Origin of the sequence: Clostridium sp. UBA871 (assembly GCF_002295255.1) — a bacterium.
Lineage (GTDB): Bacteria > Bacillota > Clostridia > Clostridiales > Clostridiaceae > Clostridium_J > Clostridium_J sulfidigenes.
Genome location: NZ_DBFV01000004.1, coordinates 418,688 through 435,604 on the forward strand (window position 1 = coordinate 418,688; position 16,917 = coordinate 435,604).

General features: G+C 28.5%; 14 protein-coding genes and 2 tRNA genes. 5 read left to right on the top strand and 11 right to left on the bottom strand.

Annotation, left to right across the window (positions count from 1 at the left end):
* The first annotated feature begins 306 nt into the window (after positions 1-306).
* On the top strand, positions 307-1,671 hold the full coding sequence (locus tag B3086_RS08015; RefSeq protein WP_414632283.1) for a YjiH family protein: 1,365 nt from the start codon (positions 307-309) through the stop codon (positions 1,669-1,671).
* A 182-nt stretch (positions 1,672-1,853) separates the two neighbouring features.
* The gene (locus B3086_RS08020) at positions 1,854-2,618 is read left to right on the top strand and encodes an alpha/beta hydrolase family protein (RefSeq protein ID WP_346848081.1); all 765 of its coding nucleotides are present in this window, start codon (positions 1,854-1,856) and stop codon (positions 2,616-2,618) included.
* Positions 2,619-2,651: 33 nt separating this feature from the next.
* Here the strand turns inward: B3086_RS08020 and B3086_RS08025 are convergent, their stop codons facing one another.
* Together B3086_RS08025 and B3086_RS08030 are read right to left on the bottom strand one after the other, a co-directional pair.
* Positions 2,652-3,284 (bottom strand): isochorismatase family cysteine hydrolase, encoded by a 633-nt coding sequence (locus B3086_RS08025; RefSeq protein WP_346848080.1) that lies wholly within the window; start codon positions 3,282-3,284, stop codon positions 2,652-2,654.
* A gap of 53 nt (positions 3,285-3,337) precedes the next feature.
* Positions 3,338-3,511, bottom strand: a complete 174-nt coding sequence (locus tag B3086_RS08030) for a hypothetical protein (protein ID WP_156964330.1) — start codon at positions 3,509-3,511, stop codon at positions 3,338-3,340.
* 187 nt (positions 3,512-3,698) lie between these two features.
* On the opposite strand from B3086_RS08030, the gene B3086_RS08035 reads away from it, so the two are divergent.
* Both B3086_RS08035 and B3086_RS08040 read left to right on the top strand, forming a co-directional pair.
* On the top strand, positions 3,699-4,418 hold the full coding sequence (locus tag B3086_RS08035; RefSeq protein WP_346848079.1) for a lysophospholipid acyltransferase family protein: 720 nt from the start codon (positions 3,699-3,701) through the stop codon (positions 4,416-4,418).
* A gap of 127 nt (positions 4,419-4,545) precedes the next feature.
* Positions 4,546-4,791: a TIGR03905 family TSCPD domain-containing protein gene (locus B3086_RS08040; protein WP_346848078.1), complete on the top strand. Its 246-nt coding sequence runs from the start codon at positions 4,546-4,548 to the stop codon at positions 4,789-4,791.
* Between the two features lie 26 nt (positions 4,792-4,817).
* On the opposite strand, the gene B3086_RS08045 is transcribed toward B3086_RS08040, so the two are convergent.
* Both B3086_RS08045 and B3086_RS08050 read right to left on the bottom strand, forming a co-directional pair.
* Complete coding sequence (locus B3086_RS08045; protein ID WP_346848077.1) at positions 4,818-6,371, bottom strand: methyl-accepting chemotaxis protein; 1,554 nt, start codon at positions 6,369-6,371, stop codon at positions 4,818-4,820.
* Positions 6,372-6,450: 79 nt separating this feature from the next.
* Positions 6,451-7,239 (bottom strand): SDR family oxidoreductase, encoded by a 789-nt coding sequence (locus B3086_RS08050; protein ID WP_346848076.1) that lies wholly within the window; start codon positions 7,237-7,239, stop codon positions 6,451-6,453.
* Between the two features lie 237 nt (positions 7,240-7,476).
* On the opposite strand from B3086_RS08050, the gene B3086_RS08055 reads away from it, so the two are divergent.
* Positions 7,477-8,112, top strand: coding sequence for a DNA-3-methyladenine glycosylase (locus B3086_RS08055; RefSeq protein WP_346848075.1), 636 nt, complete (start codon positions 7,477-7,479; stop codon positions 8,110-8,112).
* Positions 8,113-8,145: 33 nt separating this feature from the next.
* Here B3086_RS08055 and gltX read toward each other — a convergent pair whose 3' ends face one another.
* The 7 genes from gltX to B3086_RS08090 form a co-directional block, all read right to left on the bottom strand.
* Positions 8,146-9,801, bottom strand: a complete 1,656-nt coding sequence (gene gltX, locus B3086_RS08060; protein WP_346848074.1) for a glutamate--tRNA ligase — start codon at positions 9,799-9,801, stop codon at positions 8,146-8,148.
* 226 nt (positions 9,802-10,027) lie between these two features.
* Entirely contained in the window at positions 10,028-13,720 is a 3,693-nt protein-coding gene (gene pglX / locus B3086_RS08065) for a BREX-1 system adenine-specific DNA-methyltransferase PglX (protein ID WP_346893175.1), read from the bottom strand.
* Positions 13,721-13,997: 277 nt separating this feature from the next.
* On the bottom strand, positions 13,998-14,195 hold the full coding sequence (locus tag B3086_RS08070) for a hypothetical protein (protein WP_035132938.1): 198 nt from the start codon (positions 14,193-14,195) through the stop codon (positions 13,998-14,000).
* Positions 14,196-14,313: 118 nt separating this feature from the next.
* Entirely contained in the window at positions 14,314-15,120 is an 807-nt protein-coding gene (gene nudC / locus B3086_RS08075; protein WP_346876171.1) for an NAD(+) diphosphatase, read from the bottom strand.
* A 126-nt stretch (positions 15,121-15,246) separates the two neighbouring features.
* A tRNA-Lys gene (locus B3086_RS08080) sits at positions 15,247-15,322 on the bottom strand.
* A gap of 221 nt (positions 15,323-15,543) precedes the next feature.
* A tRNA-Lys gene (locus B3086_RS08085) sits at positions 15,544-15,619 on the bottom strand.
* A 127-nt stretch (positions 15,620-15,746) separates the two neighbouring features.
* Positions 15,747-16,883 carry an alanine/ornithine racemase family PLP-dependent enzyme gene (locus tag B3086_RS08090; RefSeq protein WP_346848071.1) on the bottom strand — a complete coding sequence of 379 codons (1,137 nt, stop codon included), beginning with the start codon at positions 16,881-16,883 and terminating at the stop codon, positions 15,747-15,749.
* Positions 16,884-16,917 lie beyond the last annotated feature (34 nt).

Here is a 16,917-nt window from a genome sequence, read left to right on the forward strand (position 1 = left end):
CTTATTATTTTTATGCAGTTAACTCATTAATAATTATTAATTCCTATAGCTAAAAATAAATTAGTAAATAACTTTTCATATAACTCTCTTATGTAAGTTCAGTTTAAAAATAATATATTATCAATCAAATGTCATAGTACAAATATCTATATATTTTTACATTTCCTTGAAAAACATTATATTTTTTTTAAAGTTAAATACAATATTTATGTATAATTATGTTGCATTATAGGGAAAATTTATGTATAATTATACATAAATTCGTTACAGAAAGGATGCATATAAATGGAAAGCAAAAGCAATAAAGTGTCTATTTCAGCAAATAATAAAGATTATTCATATATATTAGCTGTAATTAAATTTCTTATATTCTCTTCTTTAGGTATCTTCTTATTTATGATCCCAATTACCAAAGGAGAAGAAGTAGTTATACCTGTTGCAACCTTATCAACCTATGTTCAAGAAGCTCTTGGCCAATCACTTCCATACATAATAACAACAATAATAGTTGTAACCGCATTTTTTACAATAGTAACTAAAGCATTAAAGCCTAAATTTATTGTTAAAAATAATTTTTTAAATTCTCTTTTCAATGTAAATAATATTTGGTTTATTATCAGAGTCTTAGGTGGAATATTCATAATATGTACAATGTTTCAAATAGGTCCTAAAGCAATTTGGTCAGAAAATACAGGAGGAATGATTTTATCTGATTTACTTCCTATACTCTTTTCAGTATTTTTATTTGCTGGATTATTTCTACCTCTTCTTCTTAATTTCGGACTTTTAGAATTTGTAGGCTCCCTCCTAGTAAAAATAATGAGACCAATTTTTAATCTTCCTGGTTCAGCTGCAATAGATTGTATTGCTTCTTGGCTTGGAGATGGTACTATTGGTGTTCTTTTAACAAGTAAACAATATGTTGATGGGTATTATACTGAAAGAGAGGCCTGTGTAATTGGTACAACCTTCTCTTTAGTTTCAATAACCTTTAGCATAGTTGTAATTGATACCGTTGGGCTTAGTCATATGTTTTTACCCTTCTATCTATCAGTTACCTTTGCTGGTTTAGTCGCTGCAATATTAGTGCCTAAATTACCTCCACTATCAAGAAAAAAGGATATATACTATAATAATACAAATAAATCTATGGAAGAACTTCTTCCTGAAGGGTATACGCCTTTTAAATTCGGGTTAGAAAAAGCTATAGATAAAGCTAAATCTTCATCCTTAAAAAAAGATGTATTTACTAAAGGAACATTAAATGTTGTAGATATGTGGTTTGGAGTAATCCCTGTAGTTATGGCTGTAGGAACTATAGCACTAATGTTAGCAGAATATACACCATTATTTCAAATTCTTGGTTTACCCTTTATACCAATTTTAAAACTTCTTCAAATTCCAGAAGCTGCAACAGCTTCTAGCACATTAGTAGCTGGATTCGCAGACATGCTATTACCATCTATAATGTCAGGTGGAATTCAAAGTGATATGACAAGATTTATTATAGCTGCAACATCTATAACCCAGCTTATATATCTTTCCGAAGTTGGAGCTTTATTGCTAGGTTCTAAAATACCTGTTAATATAAAAGAATTGTTCATAATATTTATAGAAAGAACTTTAATAACTCTTCCTATAATTTCAATTATTGCTCACTTCATATTCTAAAATAATTTCTAATATTTAGTTATATTTATTTTAAAGAAAAGCAGATCATATTTTATCAATTCAATATGGTCTGTTTTCTTTAATTTTTAATATTAGCCTATTCAATAGTAATGGTAATTATCTTTTAAAATTATAATAATTTATGTATAATATAATTGGGGAATCTTAAAGGAGGTAAGACAATGTGGATTAATAATTTAATCAATTTTAAAAAAGTATATATTGAAAATATATCTACTCTAATAATATATCCTAAAAATTTTACTGAAAAACTTCCTGTAATATTCTTTTATCATGGCTGGAGTTCTAATAAGGATGTTCATAAAAACCTAGGGAGTTTCTTAGCTTGCAATGGATATATGGTGGTTATACCTGATTCAATAAATCATGGTGAGCGTGGAACCATAGATTATTGGCAAGGTGAAAGTGGATTAACTAAGTTTTGGCCAACGGTGTTATCCTCTGTAAAGGAATTCAGTTTTATTCTTGATTATATTAAATCTAACTACAATATAGATGAACATAGAATTGGAGTATCTGGTCATTCCATGGGAGGAATGATTACTTCTGGTATCATTGCTCATAATAAATGCATTAAGGCTGGAGTAATTATGAATAGCTCTGGGGCTTGGGTCGAAGCGACTTTAGAAATAATTGGGGATCAGTATAAAGATAATAAGGATTATATAGATAAAAGCTTAAATGAACTATCTTTATATAGCCCTATAAATAATATTAATAATTTTAATAATACTCCTCTTCTTTTACTTCACGGGGATAAGGATGCTTTAGTGCCAATTAAAAGTGAGATTGCTTTCTTTAATGCAATAAAAGATCACTACCAAAATAAAGATTTAGTAGATATGAAAACCTACGACAGACTAAACCATTATATAACAGAGGCTATAGTTTCTGAAGCTCTTCAATGGTTTGATACTTATTTGTAAGTAAAAATGAGTGGAATTGTCCACTCATTTTTATTATTCTATATACTTAACTATATTTATACCATTTATTTTCATCTTGTATAGACTTATTAAATTCATCAAATCTCCATTATGTATTCCTAAATCATAAGTTTCTACTAAGTTCATAGGAACTATTATACTTTTTTCTTCATTAAATTCATTGAAATAGGTTTTTAAGGATATGGCTAAGGTTTCTACACATATATCTGTGCAAACACCTGTAACTATAAAGTTATTGATGCTAGAATTTTCTTTAAGCCATTGTTGAAATTCTTTAGCATGAAATCCATTAGTGCTATTCTTCTTTATAATTCTATTATTCTTTGTATAGACCTTTAGTTCTTCTATTAACTGTGATTCTACTGTATTAGCTATACAGTGAGGTGGATATGCATTAAACTCACTAGAGTTTTCTTCATGACAATCTATAAAGAATATTTTTTTATAACCTGTAGTTTTATCATTTAGCTTCACTAAAGGGCTTATTATATTCTTCACCCTAGAAGACGCCAAAGGTCCTACATCATAAAAACCCCTAACCATATCAACAACTATTATTGCTGTATTTTCCTCTTTCAAATCCTTTAAATTAATAGATTCTAAATCTATTAATTCTTTTTCCATCTCCTTTAATATCTCATACATTTAATTCACCTCCTATAAGCTTTAAATTTAAATTTTATAGACACTAAGTTACACTATTTTTTACCTTTTACCTTCATAATAGTTCTAGTTACCTTGTATCCAATTCCAATAGCAGCAATAACTACACCAGCAACTAATGCTGAAGATAATTTTTCATTATGTTTTTCTAATTGCTCTAATTCAAGATTTTTAAATTTATTTTTTATGTCTATATCTTTTAAAGTCATAGATATCACCCTTTCTATATTATCTTATATTGGATTATACCACTTTCTTCATATAAATTGTTTAAACTTTTACTAAATAATAAACTAAAACTTTACAATTACCTTAATATGCGGTTTTTTATTCTTTATTAAATTAATACTCTGTACTATAATTACTAATATACGTTATTATAATGGAGGATTTATTATGTTTAAAACAATTATTTGGTTTGGTCATTTTGCCATTAGTCTTTTGACCAAAATTGGACCAATGTATAAAGTTAATTCTTTAGAGAAACACGGAAAAACTGAAGAAATGGAAGCTTATATACATAAAGTAACCTCAAAGTGGGCTATGTCGCAGCTTAAATATAGCGGAGCAACAGTATCTGTTTATGGTGAAGATAATATTCCATCTAATATTCCCGTAGTGTTTATTAGTAATCATCAAGGAAATTTTGATATTCCACTATTAATGAGTTATATTAATAAACCAAAAGGTTTTATTGCTAAAGTTGAAACTTTAAAAATACCTATAGTTAGAACCTGGATGCAATATATTCACTGTGTATTTATGGATAGAAGTAATCTTAGAAAATCTGCTACTGCTATAATTGAAGGGGTAAAAATAATTAAAGCTGGTCATTCACTAGTTATATTCCCAGAAGGTACTAGAAGTAAGGGTGGTCCTCTAGGTGAATTTAAAGCTGGTAGCTTTAAACTAGCAACTAAATCTAATGCACCTATTGTACCTATAACTATAAATGGTTCCTATAAACTTATGGAAGCTAATAACAATAGAATTAAGGCTGCTAATGTAGAGTTATTTATTCATCCTCCTATTGAAACTAAAAATTTATCTAAAGAAGAACAAGAAAAACTTCCTACTGTGGTTAAAGAAATAATAGCTAGTAAACTTCATAATTAGTTAAACATTTTTAATTATTGCAAAATCATCTATTCAATTTTAAAATAATCATTTGATAATATTGAAATATTAACCTTATTACAGTATTATCAAATAGTATGTAAGTTTGCATAGGAGGAAATAATAAATGAAATATGTTACTTTAGGAGTTTGCTCAAAAGAAATTAACTTTGACGTAGTTGAAAATAAAATAAAAAATGTAAGCTTTATAGGCGGTTGCGACGGTAATCTACTAGGTATTTCTAGTTTAGTAGAAGGCATGGATATCAATGAAGTTATATCAAGACTAAAAGGAATCCAGTGCGGTTCAAAAGATACCTCCTGTCCAGATCAATTATCAAGAGCTTTAGAAGTTTATAAAACTAAGAATTAAAATGAAGCTATCNNGATAGCTTCATTTTAATTCTTTTCTAATACTAAATCTCCCATTACAATACCTACCACTTGTCCACTATTATTCTTTATAGGTACTGAAAGAGCTATACAATATCCATCAGTATCAGAAGATATATAGGGCTCTGACTTATATACTAATCCTTTAATGGATTCTTTAAAGTATGGTCTATGAGAATAATTACAATATAACTCTTCCCTGCTTCCCTCAAGGGTTATCCCTTTAGTATCTCCATTTATATCCATAACTGATAGTAGATAAAAGAACGGATATTTTTTCACAAATTCTTTTAATGTTTTATTACACTTAGTTTCTTCTAAACATATTATTGTGCCTTCTTTTGCAACACTATTCAAAATATTTTTAGCATTATTTATATATTTTTCAGTATCTTCATCTAAAATATAATTTTGTGCAAAGGATGATATTATAAGCTTCATATCTTTATTCATATTTACAACTTCTTTGATATTATCAGAAACACGCTTTACTACCTTAAGTTGAACCTTAGAACTTTCTGCTGTATTTTGTACATGAATGGTAGTTTTAGAAACAAAATTAGAAATACTATTTATAGATAGCTCTATATTCCTTAAATTTATATTTTGATCCTCAATAGCTTTATTTATTTCTTGTATAGAGTTTAATGTATTCATACTAGAACTAGATATAGATTGAAAATTTTCACTATTTTTCTTAGCGTATGAAATAGATTCTTTTATAACTGATAAATCTTCTTCCATTATAGATCCAAATTCATATATATCTTTTTGAACATTATCTGTTATCTTTTGAATTTCATCTGCTTGTACAGATGACATTTCTGCCAACTTTCTTATTTCCTCAGCCACTACAGAAAAACCCCTTCCAGCTTCTCCTGCTCTTGCAGCTTCTATGGATGCATTTAAAGATAATAAATTTGTAGTACCACTTATTTCTTTTACAGTATCAGATATATCTTGAATTTTTTGTGCACCAATTTCTAAGGCTTTTATCCTAAGAGAGAGTTCCTTTTCCAAGCATAGTGATTTTTCCATCTTATTAATAAGTTTATCAAACTCACTCTTGCTTTCACTTACAGATTCCATCATTGACATAGCTGTTTTTTCCACGCTATGAGAATTTCTAACCATAGTCCCATGATTTAAAACAATACTTTCTATATCACTTCTAACAGATACAACTTTATCAACCTGATTATTCATATCATCCGATATGGTGGTTATAGATTCTACATTTTCAACCACATGTAACTCCATATTTTTCATATCTTTACTTAAGACATCACAGTTTATAAGTATCCTATCACTAATTTCTGTAGATTTTCCTATAAGCCTTCTAACCTTTATCATAAAGTCATTGGAATAAACTATTAGTTCTTTTATTATTTTAATTTTGTTTGCCTTTAGTTTCTTTGTTAAATCACCTTGAGCAATTTTCTCCATTTCATTAGTTAGCCTTCTTATTGAACTTCTAATTCTTATATTAAATATAGAAACTATGATTAAAGTCACAATAAGAATTCCGATTATACCCCAAAATACATCTTGTGTTTTCAAATTTTTACCCCCCTATATGAAATTAAAGCCATATAATATATAATTATACATTATTATTAATACATTTCCTACAAAAATATTACTTATTAAGTAAAATAGCCGAATTTTGGATAAATCCAACGGTTTTTCCCAATAGTTTTCTAGGTAAAACCTTAGATATTCCTATAGCAATTTTATTTTTAATCCCAGGTATAATTATGCTTCTTCCTTTCATAAATTCTTTATACCCTATTTCAGCAACTAACTTAGGCGACATAGCTCCTCTTAATTCTCTTTTGCCAGCTCTTTGATGAAAATCTGTTTTTGTAGTTCCTGGACAAAGTCCACTTACCTGAATATTATACTTTTTAAGTTCGATTGATAAAGCTTCAGTTAAAGATAATACATAAGCTTTTGATGCATAATATACTGCAGTATAAGGTCCTGGTTGATAAGCACCAGTAGATGCCACATTTAGGATTTTTCCACCCCCATTTTTAATCATTTCATTAGAAATTAAATATGTAAGCTCCGTTAAAGCAACCATATTAGTTTGTATTACTAAACGATGACTTTCCATATTAATTTCATGAAATAGACCACAATAACCTACACCAGCATTATTTATTAGTACATCTATCCTTATATCTAAATTTATAATTTCATTAAAAACCTCATTTCCACTATGAGATTTAGATAAATCTTTCTCAATTATAATTACTTCTATTCCATAAATCTTTGATAGCTCCTCTTTAATCCTTTTTAAAACTTCAATTCTTCTGGCAACTAAAATTAAGTTATAGCCATTTCGAGCAAATATTTTACTAAACTCATATCCAATTCCAGACGAAGCTCCAGTAATTAGCACTGTTTCTATTTTAATTTTCATATATAATTCCTCCCTGAAAATTCAAACTATACTATCATAAAATAGTTAATATTTATTTTTTCATATATATAATACAGATTTAAATTATTAATTCAAATTTTAATTCAATCAAATGAAAATTACTAGATATTTTATCTTTATATAGATATATTATAAATAATCTAAGCGATTTTAACCTAAACTATATAGTATAAAAGATTAAATATTACATTTGTAAAATAAATATGGAGGATATTTATGAAATTTGAAAACCTTTCCCTTGATTTTTTTCGTAGGGATGCAAGAAAAGTTGCTGAGGACCTCTTAGGTAAAATAGTAGTAAGGAATTATATGGGATATAAGCTTACTGGTAGAATTGTAGAAACTGAGGCTTATGTGGGAAAAATTGATAAAGCTTCTCATGCCTATAACTATAAGAAAACCACTAGAACGGAACCTTTATTTAAAAGTGCTGGTATAGCCTACGTATATAAAATATATGGAATGTATAACTGTATGAATATAGTAACCGGTTGTGAAGGCGATCCTCAAGGAGTCTTAATTCGTGCCATTGAACCAATAGAAGGTATTGAAGTTATGAGTGAAAACCGATTTAATAAGCCTTTTACTAAGCTTAAGCCTCGAGAAATATTAAATCTCACTTCTGGTCCTGGAAAACTATGTATAGCCCTTAATATAGACAAATCTTTAAATACCCATTCTATATTAAGTGAGGAGTTATCCTTATATGCTGACGATTTTAAAGATTTCAAAATTGTATATTCTAAAAGGATTGGCATTGATTACGCTGAAGAGGCAAAAGATTTTCTTTGGAGGTACTATATTGAAGGTAATAAGTATGTTTCAGTTATAGATAAAAAATCATCTCTATAAAATTACAGAGATGATTTTTATCTATATTTCTAATTATAGTTTCAAAAATTTAGCAAATCTATTTCTAACTGTTTCTTCCCCCATTATTTGCATAATAGTATAAAGGTCTGGTGTATTATTTCTATAAGTTAATGCCGTTCTTACACATCCAGCTACATCTGAAACCATACCTTTGTAATTTTCAGGATTTTTCTTAAAGGCTTTTCTATCTGTAGCGTACCCTAATTCTACAGCTACTACTTTTAACTCTTCAAACCAAGTATCCTTATCAGTATTAAAATTATATGCCTTAGCATAAGCTTCTATTACCCTTTTAGCTTCTGGTAAATCTATATTCTTAGGAAATTCTATTTCTTCTACAGTACTCTTAAATAATACATCAAAAAAGAAGAATATTTTTTCCTTAACATCATTCCATTTAGCAAAATCCTTTCTAGGTTTTGGTCCTTCTTTATCAATATTGAATATTTCTTTACACATTAATTCATTGTTAGTTACTATGTCATACATTTCCTTATCATAATTCTTAGCCCAATTTATATAGTAGTCATATACCACATCAGCCTTTAACTTGCAAATTACATTTTTACTTACGTCACTTAATTTTACAATATCAAATAAAGCACCACTTTTACTCATCTTATCTAGATATACTCTAAATTCATGATAATCAGATGATGGATTTTCTTCTCTCCACTGTTCAAAAGTAGAATTTATTATATTAAGTAAATATTCTATAACAGATATCATAGGATATCCTTCTTCATCATAATAACTTACTGCACTTTCGGGATCTTTTCTCTTAGATAACTTTCTTTTAGAATCTCCATCTAACTTCATTATTGTAGGAGTATGTGCATATTCAGGTCTATCAAATCCAAGAATATCAAAGAGTTGAATATGAATTGGAAGAGATGATAACCATTCTTCTCCCCTAATTACAGTAGTAGTTCCCATTAGCGCATCATCAATAGCATGAGCAAAATGATAGGTTGGAAGTCCATCAGATTTAATTATAACTATATCTTGATTGCTTTCTGGGAAAGAAATATCACCTTTAACTAGATCGTGAAACTCAACTCTGTTTTCTGGATTACCTGGAGATTTTAATCTTATAATATATTTTTCACCTTCACCTATTCTTTTTAAAGCTTCTTCTGGAGATAAATTTCTACAGATTGCATATTCTCCATAATATCCTGGAGTTAATTTTTCACTAATTTGTTTTTCTCTCAGTTGTTCTAGATCTTCTGATGTACAAAAACATGGATAAGCAAGCCCCTTTTTAATTAGATCTCTAGCAAAAGTTTTATATATCTCTTCTCTTTCGCTTTGTCTATAAGGACCATACTCACCTTTAGATGTATTATCCCCTGTCATACCTTCTGTAAAATCTAACCCAAACTTATGCATGGTATTTATAGTATCTTCTATAGCACCAGCCACTTCTCTTTTTTGATCTGTATCTTCGATTCTTAAATAAAAAACTCCTTCACTTTGAGTAGCTATTCTTTCATCTATTAATGCAGAAAATACTCCTCCTATATGTTGAAACCCTGTTGGACTTGGAGCATATCTAGTAACCTTGGCACCTTCTTTAAGGTTTCTCTTGGGATACTTTGAAATATAATACTCAGGCTCCTTATCAATGTTAGGGAAAATTGTATTTGCTAATATTTCATAATTCATTTTACTCACCTTACCTTATATATTTATTAATTACCTCACACTTTAGCTTAATCCATTTTATATAATACAACTTAATAATATAATTTAGCATTTTATATAATATGAGATATGTAGTAATCTTATTTAAAGTTTACCTTATATAAAACTCTATTAAATATTAATCCATTTTAAATATTACCATAAAATAAAGTATAATTGTACCCCTATATGTTTTAATATAAACTCCTTAGATTTTATATAAAAGATTTATCTTAGTTTCTTTTCCATTTGTTTTCATAATTTTGATACCTTGGAATTTATCATAATTTTCTTTAATTCCTTCATCTAAGTTAATGGATTTTTTTTCATTAGCCATATACGCAACTATTTCATCATATTCAATGAGTTCTTCTATTTTCCTTTTTAACTTTTCACTTTTTTTCCTAGCTATTGCTCTTTCCTTAGCACTATATTCCTGTGAGTCTTTTATTAGCTCCAATGTACTCAATTCACCTTCATATTTCCGTTGCATAAGATGAATATATTCTGTCCTCAATAAAGCTACAGTTAAGTCGTCATATCTATGAGCATATACCAATGCTTTAAATCCATCATTCTTACCTGAATCAAATAACCAATATATGGGTTTCTTTCCATAAGCTTTTATATGATCCTTATAGAATTCCTTAAAGAAGTATCTTCTAATGCTTTGCCTTGAAGTTTCACTATCTTTTTTGCCTAAAATATTGGCTATAAAATTAAGATTCTCTTCCAATACTTCATTTCCATAAACTGCTTTTAAAAATTCAATGAACTTGGTCATTAAATCTTCTGAAAAATATTTTTCTTCTGTTATAGGCATTATATTATCAACCTTAGGCATAAAACTTGAATTAACCCATCTATTATCATTTACTTTTCCAGTGGAATCTATTTCTACTTTCTTAACTCTATAATTTTTAAAATCCCATTTATCTTGGAAGTTTCCACCTCCATACACTAACCCATCAACATCTATTGAATATCTACCCATAATACATCCCACTGCAAAAGATATTAAAGATTTCACTTCTCTTTCTACCTCAATTCTCCTTAATGTTATATCTTTATATGATACATCCGGGGATAATTCTTCATTTAAACCATAAACATCTATGAAAATTTTATTTAACTTCTCTTCATTATTTTTAAGTTTCTCAATAATTTTCATATTTTCTTTTTCCCAAAATTTAAATCTAGATTCTATGGTTACATCCTTAACTTTTTTTTCTCTTAAGCCTCTCATCAATGGATGAGTTCTAAAGTTCCATGATGTCTCAAAGTCATTCCATTCCGCTTCACTAATGGCTATGTTTTCTTGTACAATTTCATCAATGGTAGATTTTATTTCTTCTTTAAATATATCTTCATGTATTGGAACATTCTTCAAATCTCCTACTTGTATATTATAGGTTGGATTCATTATATCTAAAAACATATTAGCAACTTTGCTGCATAACAATGCTAGTACTACCTTTTCTAGGTCTTTATCATCAAAGAATATAGAAGATCCAGCAACGTCAAATATGAACCCCTGAGGAGAATACCTTACTCCCATATTTTCAGAAATAAAAGTGTATGTAAGACCACTTTTAAAATAAAACTCCTCATTTTTTATAGTTCTACTATATGATTTATATAACTTTGCTGCATAATCTTTTACTTCACTGCCATCATTTTCCCAATTAATCACATATCTATTATTACCAAACCACTTTCTGTATTCTCCACCTTTGTTATATGGAAACCATTTTTTCTTACTTAACAAAGCTTCATCTCTATCAGCAGCTGAAAAATTAATTTCATTTATATCAACTTCATACCAATCTCTTAAAAACCGTTTATTATCTGATGTAGCCATTCCTTGTCTAGGCTTTGCAATATTTTCAAACTTGTGTAAATTAGAAAATAAATTTAATACATTATCATTTACCCAATAAGCAAAAGGTTTTGTTGGGATTGTCATTAGTTTTTTTAGCCATATACTGTAAATCCCCTCTCTCTCCATTCCACTACAAACTGACTTAATCTTTATTTTCTTTTCCAAAGCTGTTAACTCTTTAGTAAGGTCTACAATTCTCGTTTTATATTTAGGAATTTCACTATTTTGATTTATAAAAGCAACATTCTGTACTATGGTACCCACATTATCTTCAAATACTCTAGATCCTAAGTGAATCATGCTAATAAAAGTACTGTCTTCTAAAATCTTATTTCTAAGTTCTAAAAAGCTACTTAAAAACATCCATGAATGCTGATTTACCATGGCATATATTCCATCTTCTTTAAGATAGTTCTTACACACTTCCATATACACAGAAAATAAATCATGCTTTGATAAAGGATAATGGTTGGTCAAATATTTAGCTAGGGTATCATTAGCTCCCCTTAGTCCCATATAAGGTGGGTTAGTAATACAAACCTCATATTTAATACTCATTATTTCTCCCTGATTAATGAGCTTTGGTAATTTATTTAACAGTATCTGTCTATAATCACTAAATACTAAATTATTTTCTTCATTTATCTCTCCTAACCGTTCTTTTAACCTCTGAAAATTCACCTTCTCAACTCTTAATATTGATCCAAACTCTTTACCATCCTTAAAGGTATTTACTAAATAAGATAAATCACCTCTTAGCTCTTCATCTTCCTTTGCGAAATATTCTATAATTTCATAAGTAATACCATTACTTTCTTCTATAGCTACTATATTAAGCTTCAAAGGATTTTTTTCAACTTCTCTGAAAAATCTTCTATTATACGCTCTAGCCTTCATAATAAGACAGAACATACCAATTTGACTAGCTCTTAAATCTATATCTAATCCAAATATATTATTTTCTAAAATTTTTCTTGAAATCTCTCGCTCTGGATAAGCTGCAGATTTGTAAATTTTATAAAGCACATCAAAGGCATATAACAATATGTGCCCCGAACCCATACATGGGTCAAGAACCTTTATATCCTCAGGATGTAAATTTTTTCTCCCCAATTTAATATTATGTAAAATGTCATCTATTTCGAAATCCTGAATGCCTTCCTCTAAATAATATTTTAATTCATTCTTTAAATTTTCATCCTCATGTCCTTGAATCCATATGGTTCCTAATGAATTTTCTACTAAGTATTTCACTATCCACTTAGGAGTAAATAACTGAGTAGCTGCTGGAATATTTTCTTTAGTTATTTTTACATTTTTCTTTAGATCATCAAAAACCTTATCCTTCTTTTCAGATATATAATACTGATACATCCACCCTATAATTTCTACTTCCTCTTTCCAGTCTTCTTCATCTATGTCATTGCACATTTTCCTTAGTATGGAACCTTCTTCTAACAAATTACCAGGAAATAACAATTCTGTATAATCTTCTATTTTTTCAAATAAACCAGGAATAATATTCCCTAATTCATTACATTGTCTTATTAAAATATATTTATATAGATTTTCTCTATCAGAATTTTTACTACTATCTAACAATTTATAGACTAAATCTGAATCTAGTCTCAACTCTCTTATAACTTCACCAACCCTAAATAAAATATCTGGTTCCATTTTACCTGGTATCTCTGAAGATATAATTCTTATTCCAATGGTCAAATAATCATGTACTTCCATATACCTTAAAGCTATAAACCTGTTAAACCAAGTATATGCCACTTCTTCCACAACTTCATCTAAAGATTTTGATTCTATTTCCTTTATTAGTGATTTTCTATGCTTAGGTGAAATATTAAATATTTCTTCTCCACCCACTACTTTAAATCCACTTTGAACCACTTCTATATCTCTAATTCTATTATCTTCAATACCTATTTTATACGCTCTATCTTTTATTTTTTCAATAAGATTACTTCTTGCCCAAGTGGCAAAAGCCTTAACTTTATTCTTATTCATCCTTTAATTGCTCCTTATTTGCTATGTAAAATTTCAATAGCTTTATTATAACATAGTAAGATTTTTTTATTGAAATTTTTATATAATTCCTTAGCACATTATTTTCTTTTCAAATTCTAAGATTTTATAATTAAACCCTAAAGAGCTATCTCAAAATAATTCTCTAGAATCTCTAAAATATTGAGTTTATACTTTAATACCATTAGCAGATAATACTCAACATAATTAAGATTTAGATTACTTTGAAATAGCCCTTTTATAAATAAAATATTTAATTTTAATAACCGTTTTTTTTTGCTACGATACCACTTTCATTGGTACCTGGCTCTTCAATAGTAGTATTAAAGCTACTTTGAGCGTATTGACCTTGAGATTTATTCCCATTACGAAGATAGTTCTCCTTTTTGTATTTCCTTTTATCTTCTTCACGTTGTTTAATCTCATATTGTTGTTCTCTTAATAAATCATGATCCATCTTTATCCCTCCTTTAACACATATATTCATTGTTTATTATGTGTTAAAGTTTTTATAGTATACTGTTAAACACAATATACTTTTCCTATGAATTCTATTATTAATTTAATTTTAAAATCTAGATCTCAGTATAATTATCCTTAAACCAATCTATTAGTTTTCTTGCAATACTAATGCTTCCAGGAATACTAGGTAAATTATTTACCTCAAACCAGTTTGCCTCTTCAATTTCAACTCCATCAACCTTTATTTCACCCTTATCATATTCTGCTGTGAACCCTACCATAAGAGAATTAGGAAATGGCCATGGTTGATTACCAAAATATTTTATATTTTTAACTTCTATTCCCACTTCCTCCATTACTTCCCTCTCTACACATTCCTCTAATGTTTCACCAGGTTCCAAAAACCCTGCTAAAACACTATAAAAATTATGTTTTGACTTAGCATTTTTAGCAAGAAGTAATTTACCATCTTTAACTATAGCAACTATTATAGCAGGACTTATTCTAGGGTAGCTTATAAAACCACACTGTGGACATATTTTCCCATATTCATTTAGTATAGTATTAGTACTATTACCACAAACACCACAATATTGATGGGTTCTATCCCAATTCATGATTTGAATAGCACGTCCTGCTTCTATATATATTTCATCAGAAACTTGTCCATATAAGTTTCTTAAGGTTATAAATTTCATACCCAAAGGTTCTGTATACTCTTTTGATACCTCTACAGAGTAACATTTACCACAACTTCTAGTTCCTAGATCTTGAACTCTTACTGGATTAATATTAACTGATTCTAAATCTTTAAATCTTGGTATAAAAATTTTATCCTCTTTTTCTTCTACTAATAATTCATTTTGTCTAAATATAAACCAAATAGGAGCATTAGTTTTTTCTGTTGATAAATGATTCATTATTTTTCCTTCTTTCATTTTGTATAAAATCTATATTAACCTTAATATATTTTATTAATTAAGTCTATACTATTTTTTAGTTTAAAATGTAAAATACCTCGTAATACTTATTAGTACTACGAGGTATGGTGCGCCATCAGGGGTTCGAACCCTGGACCCCTTGATTAAGAGTCAAGTGCTCTGCCAGCTGAGCTAATGGCACATGTCCTTGTCACAAATATTATTATACAACCCACTGTAAGTTTTGTAAAGTATTTTATTAAAATACATTAAATAAATATTTATCATTTAATGTAAAAAAATATAAACCAATTCAGTTTATACTTAAATAGATTAATTTAATCATATTAATTATTTTACGAGCTACTTTTTTCAAAAAAATTTTTATTAAAAAGAAACAACACTCTACAGTGTTGTTTCCCTTGGTGCGCCATCAGGGGTTCGAACCCTGGACCCCCTGATTAAGAGTCAGGTGCTCTGCCAACTGAGCTAATGGCACATGTCCTTGTCACAAATATTATTATATTAATATTATTTAATTTTGTAAATAATTATAGGTATATACAATAGATTTCAAAATATCTATTGTATATACCTATATTGTATTTAAACATCCTTTATCTTCATTATATAAATTTCTTATTTACATCCCTTGATCCACTTAGATATAATAAGTGTGGATAATATATATTGAATTCTATAACATCACCAACTTTATAATTTGTCTTACAGTCTTCTATATCTATAATTAAATGGTCACTACTAGCACCAATTACCTCTATATTTTTATCTATAGGTATTAAAGTATCTACAGAAACAAAATCCTGCTTACCTATTGCCAATAATGCACGTCTTCTTTCACCTCTATCTTCATAGGTGGGCTTATTCCCAAATGCATCTATAAATATTTCACCAATTGGATGAGATGGCTTATTTTTAACTTCCACTACCTGAGCTTTTAGCACAAAGGCATCTTGATGTAACATGGACATATCATACTCCCAAAAATCATCTAAATCCTTAGCAACTAATATTCCTTCTCCAATTCTTAAATTATTAATTTTACTTGGTATTTTTCCATCCCAAATTAAAGTTAACGAAGAAGTAGCTCCTCCTGAAACCACATCCAATTCTCTTCCAATCAAAGCTTCTATTTTTTCTGCCACATTACATAATTTACCTAAATTCTCTTCTGTAGGTTTCACAGAACCATAGCATCCTAAATTTGTCCCTATACCATAAAGTTTTACATTAGTTAATTCTTTCTCTACATATAAGGCTAAGTTTATGAACTCTTTTTCATCTACAATACCTTCCCTTAAATCACCTAAATCCATCATTAAAATAACTTTGTGATTCTTGTTTTTGTATTTACACTCTTCGTTTATTTTCTTTAAAGTTTCAATTTCAGAGTTTAAACTTATATCCACATATTCCACTAATTGTTTTATTTCATTATGCATAGGTATTCTTATAAGCATAACAGGTTTTTTTATACCTTGTTTTTTCATCTCTATAACTTGATTTATTCTAGATGTAGCAAGATACTCACATCCTGCCTTATCCATCTCTGAAACTATCTGTGGCATAGCATGTACAACTTTAACTACTCCTGCTACAGAAATTCCTTGATTCTTACATAAATCCACTACATATTTAGTATTATCATATACCTTTTTTAAATCTATCTCTAGTAGCGGAAATTCTTCCAGCTCCTCTATTTCTTTTATATGGATATCATTAATCAAAGTGTTTTCTAACATAGTATCCTCTCCAGTCCCCTAATATAAAGATACC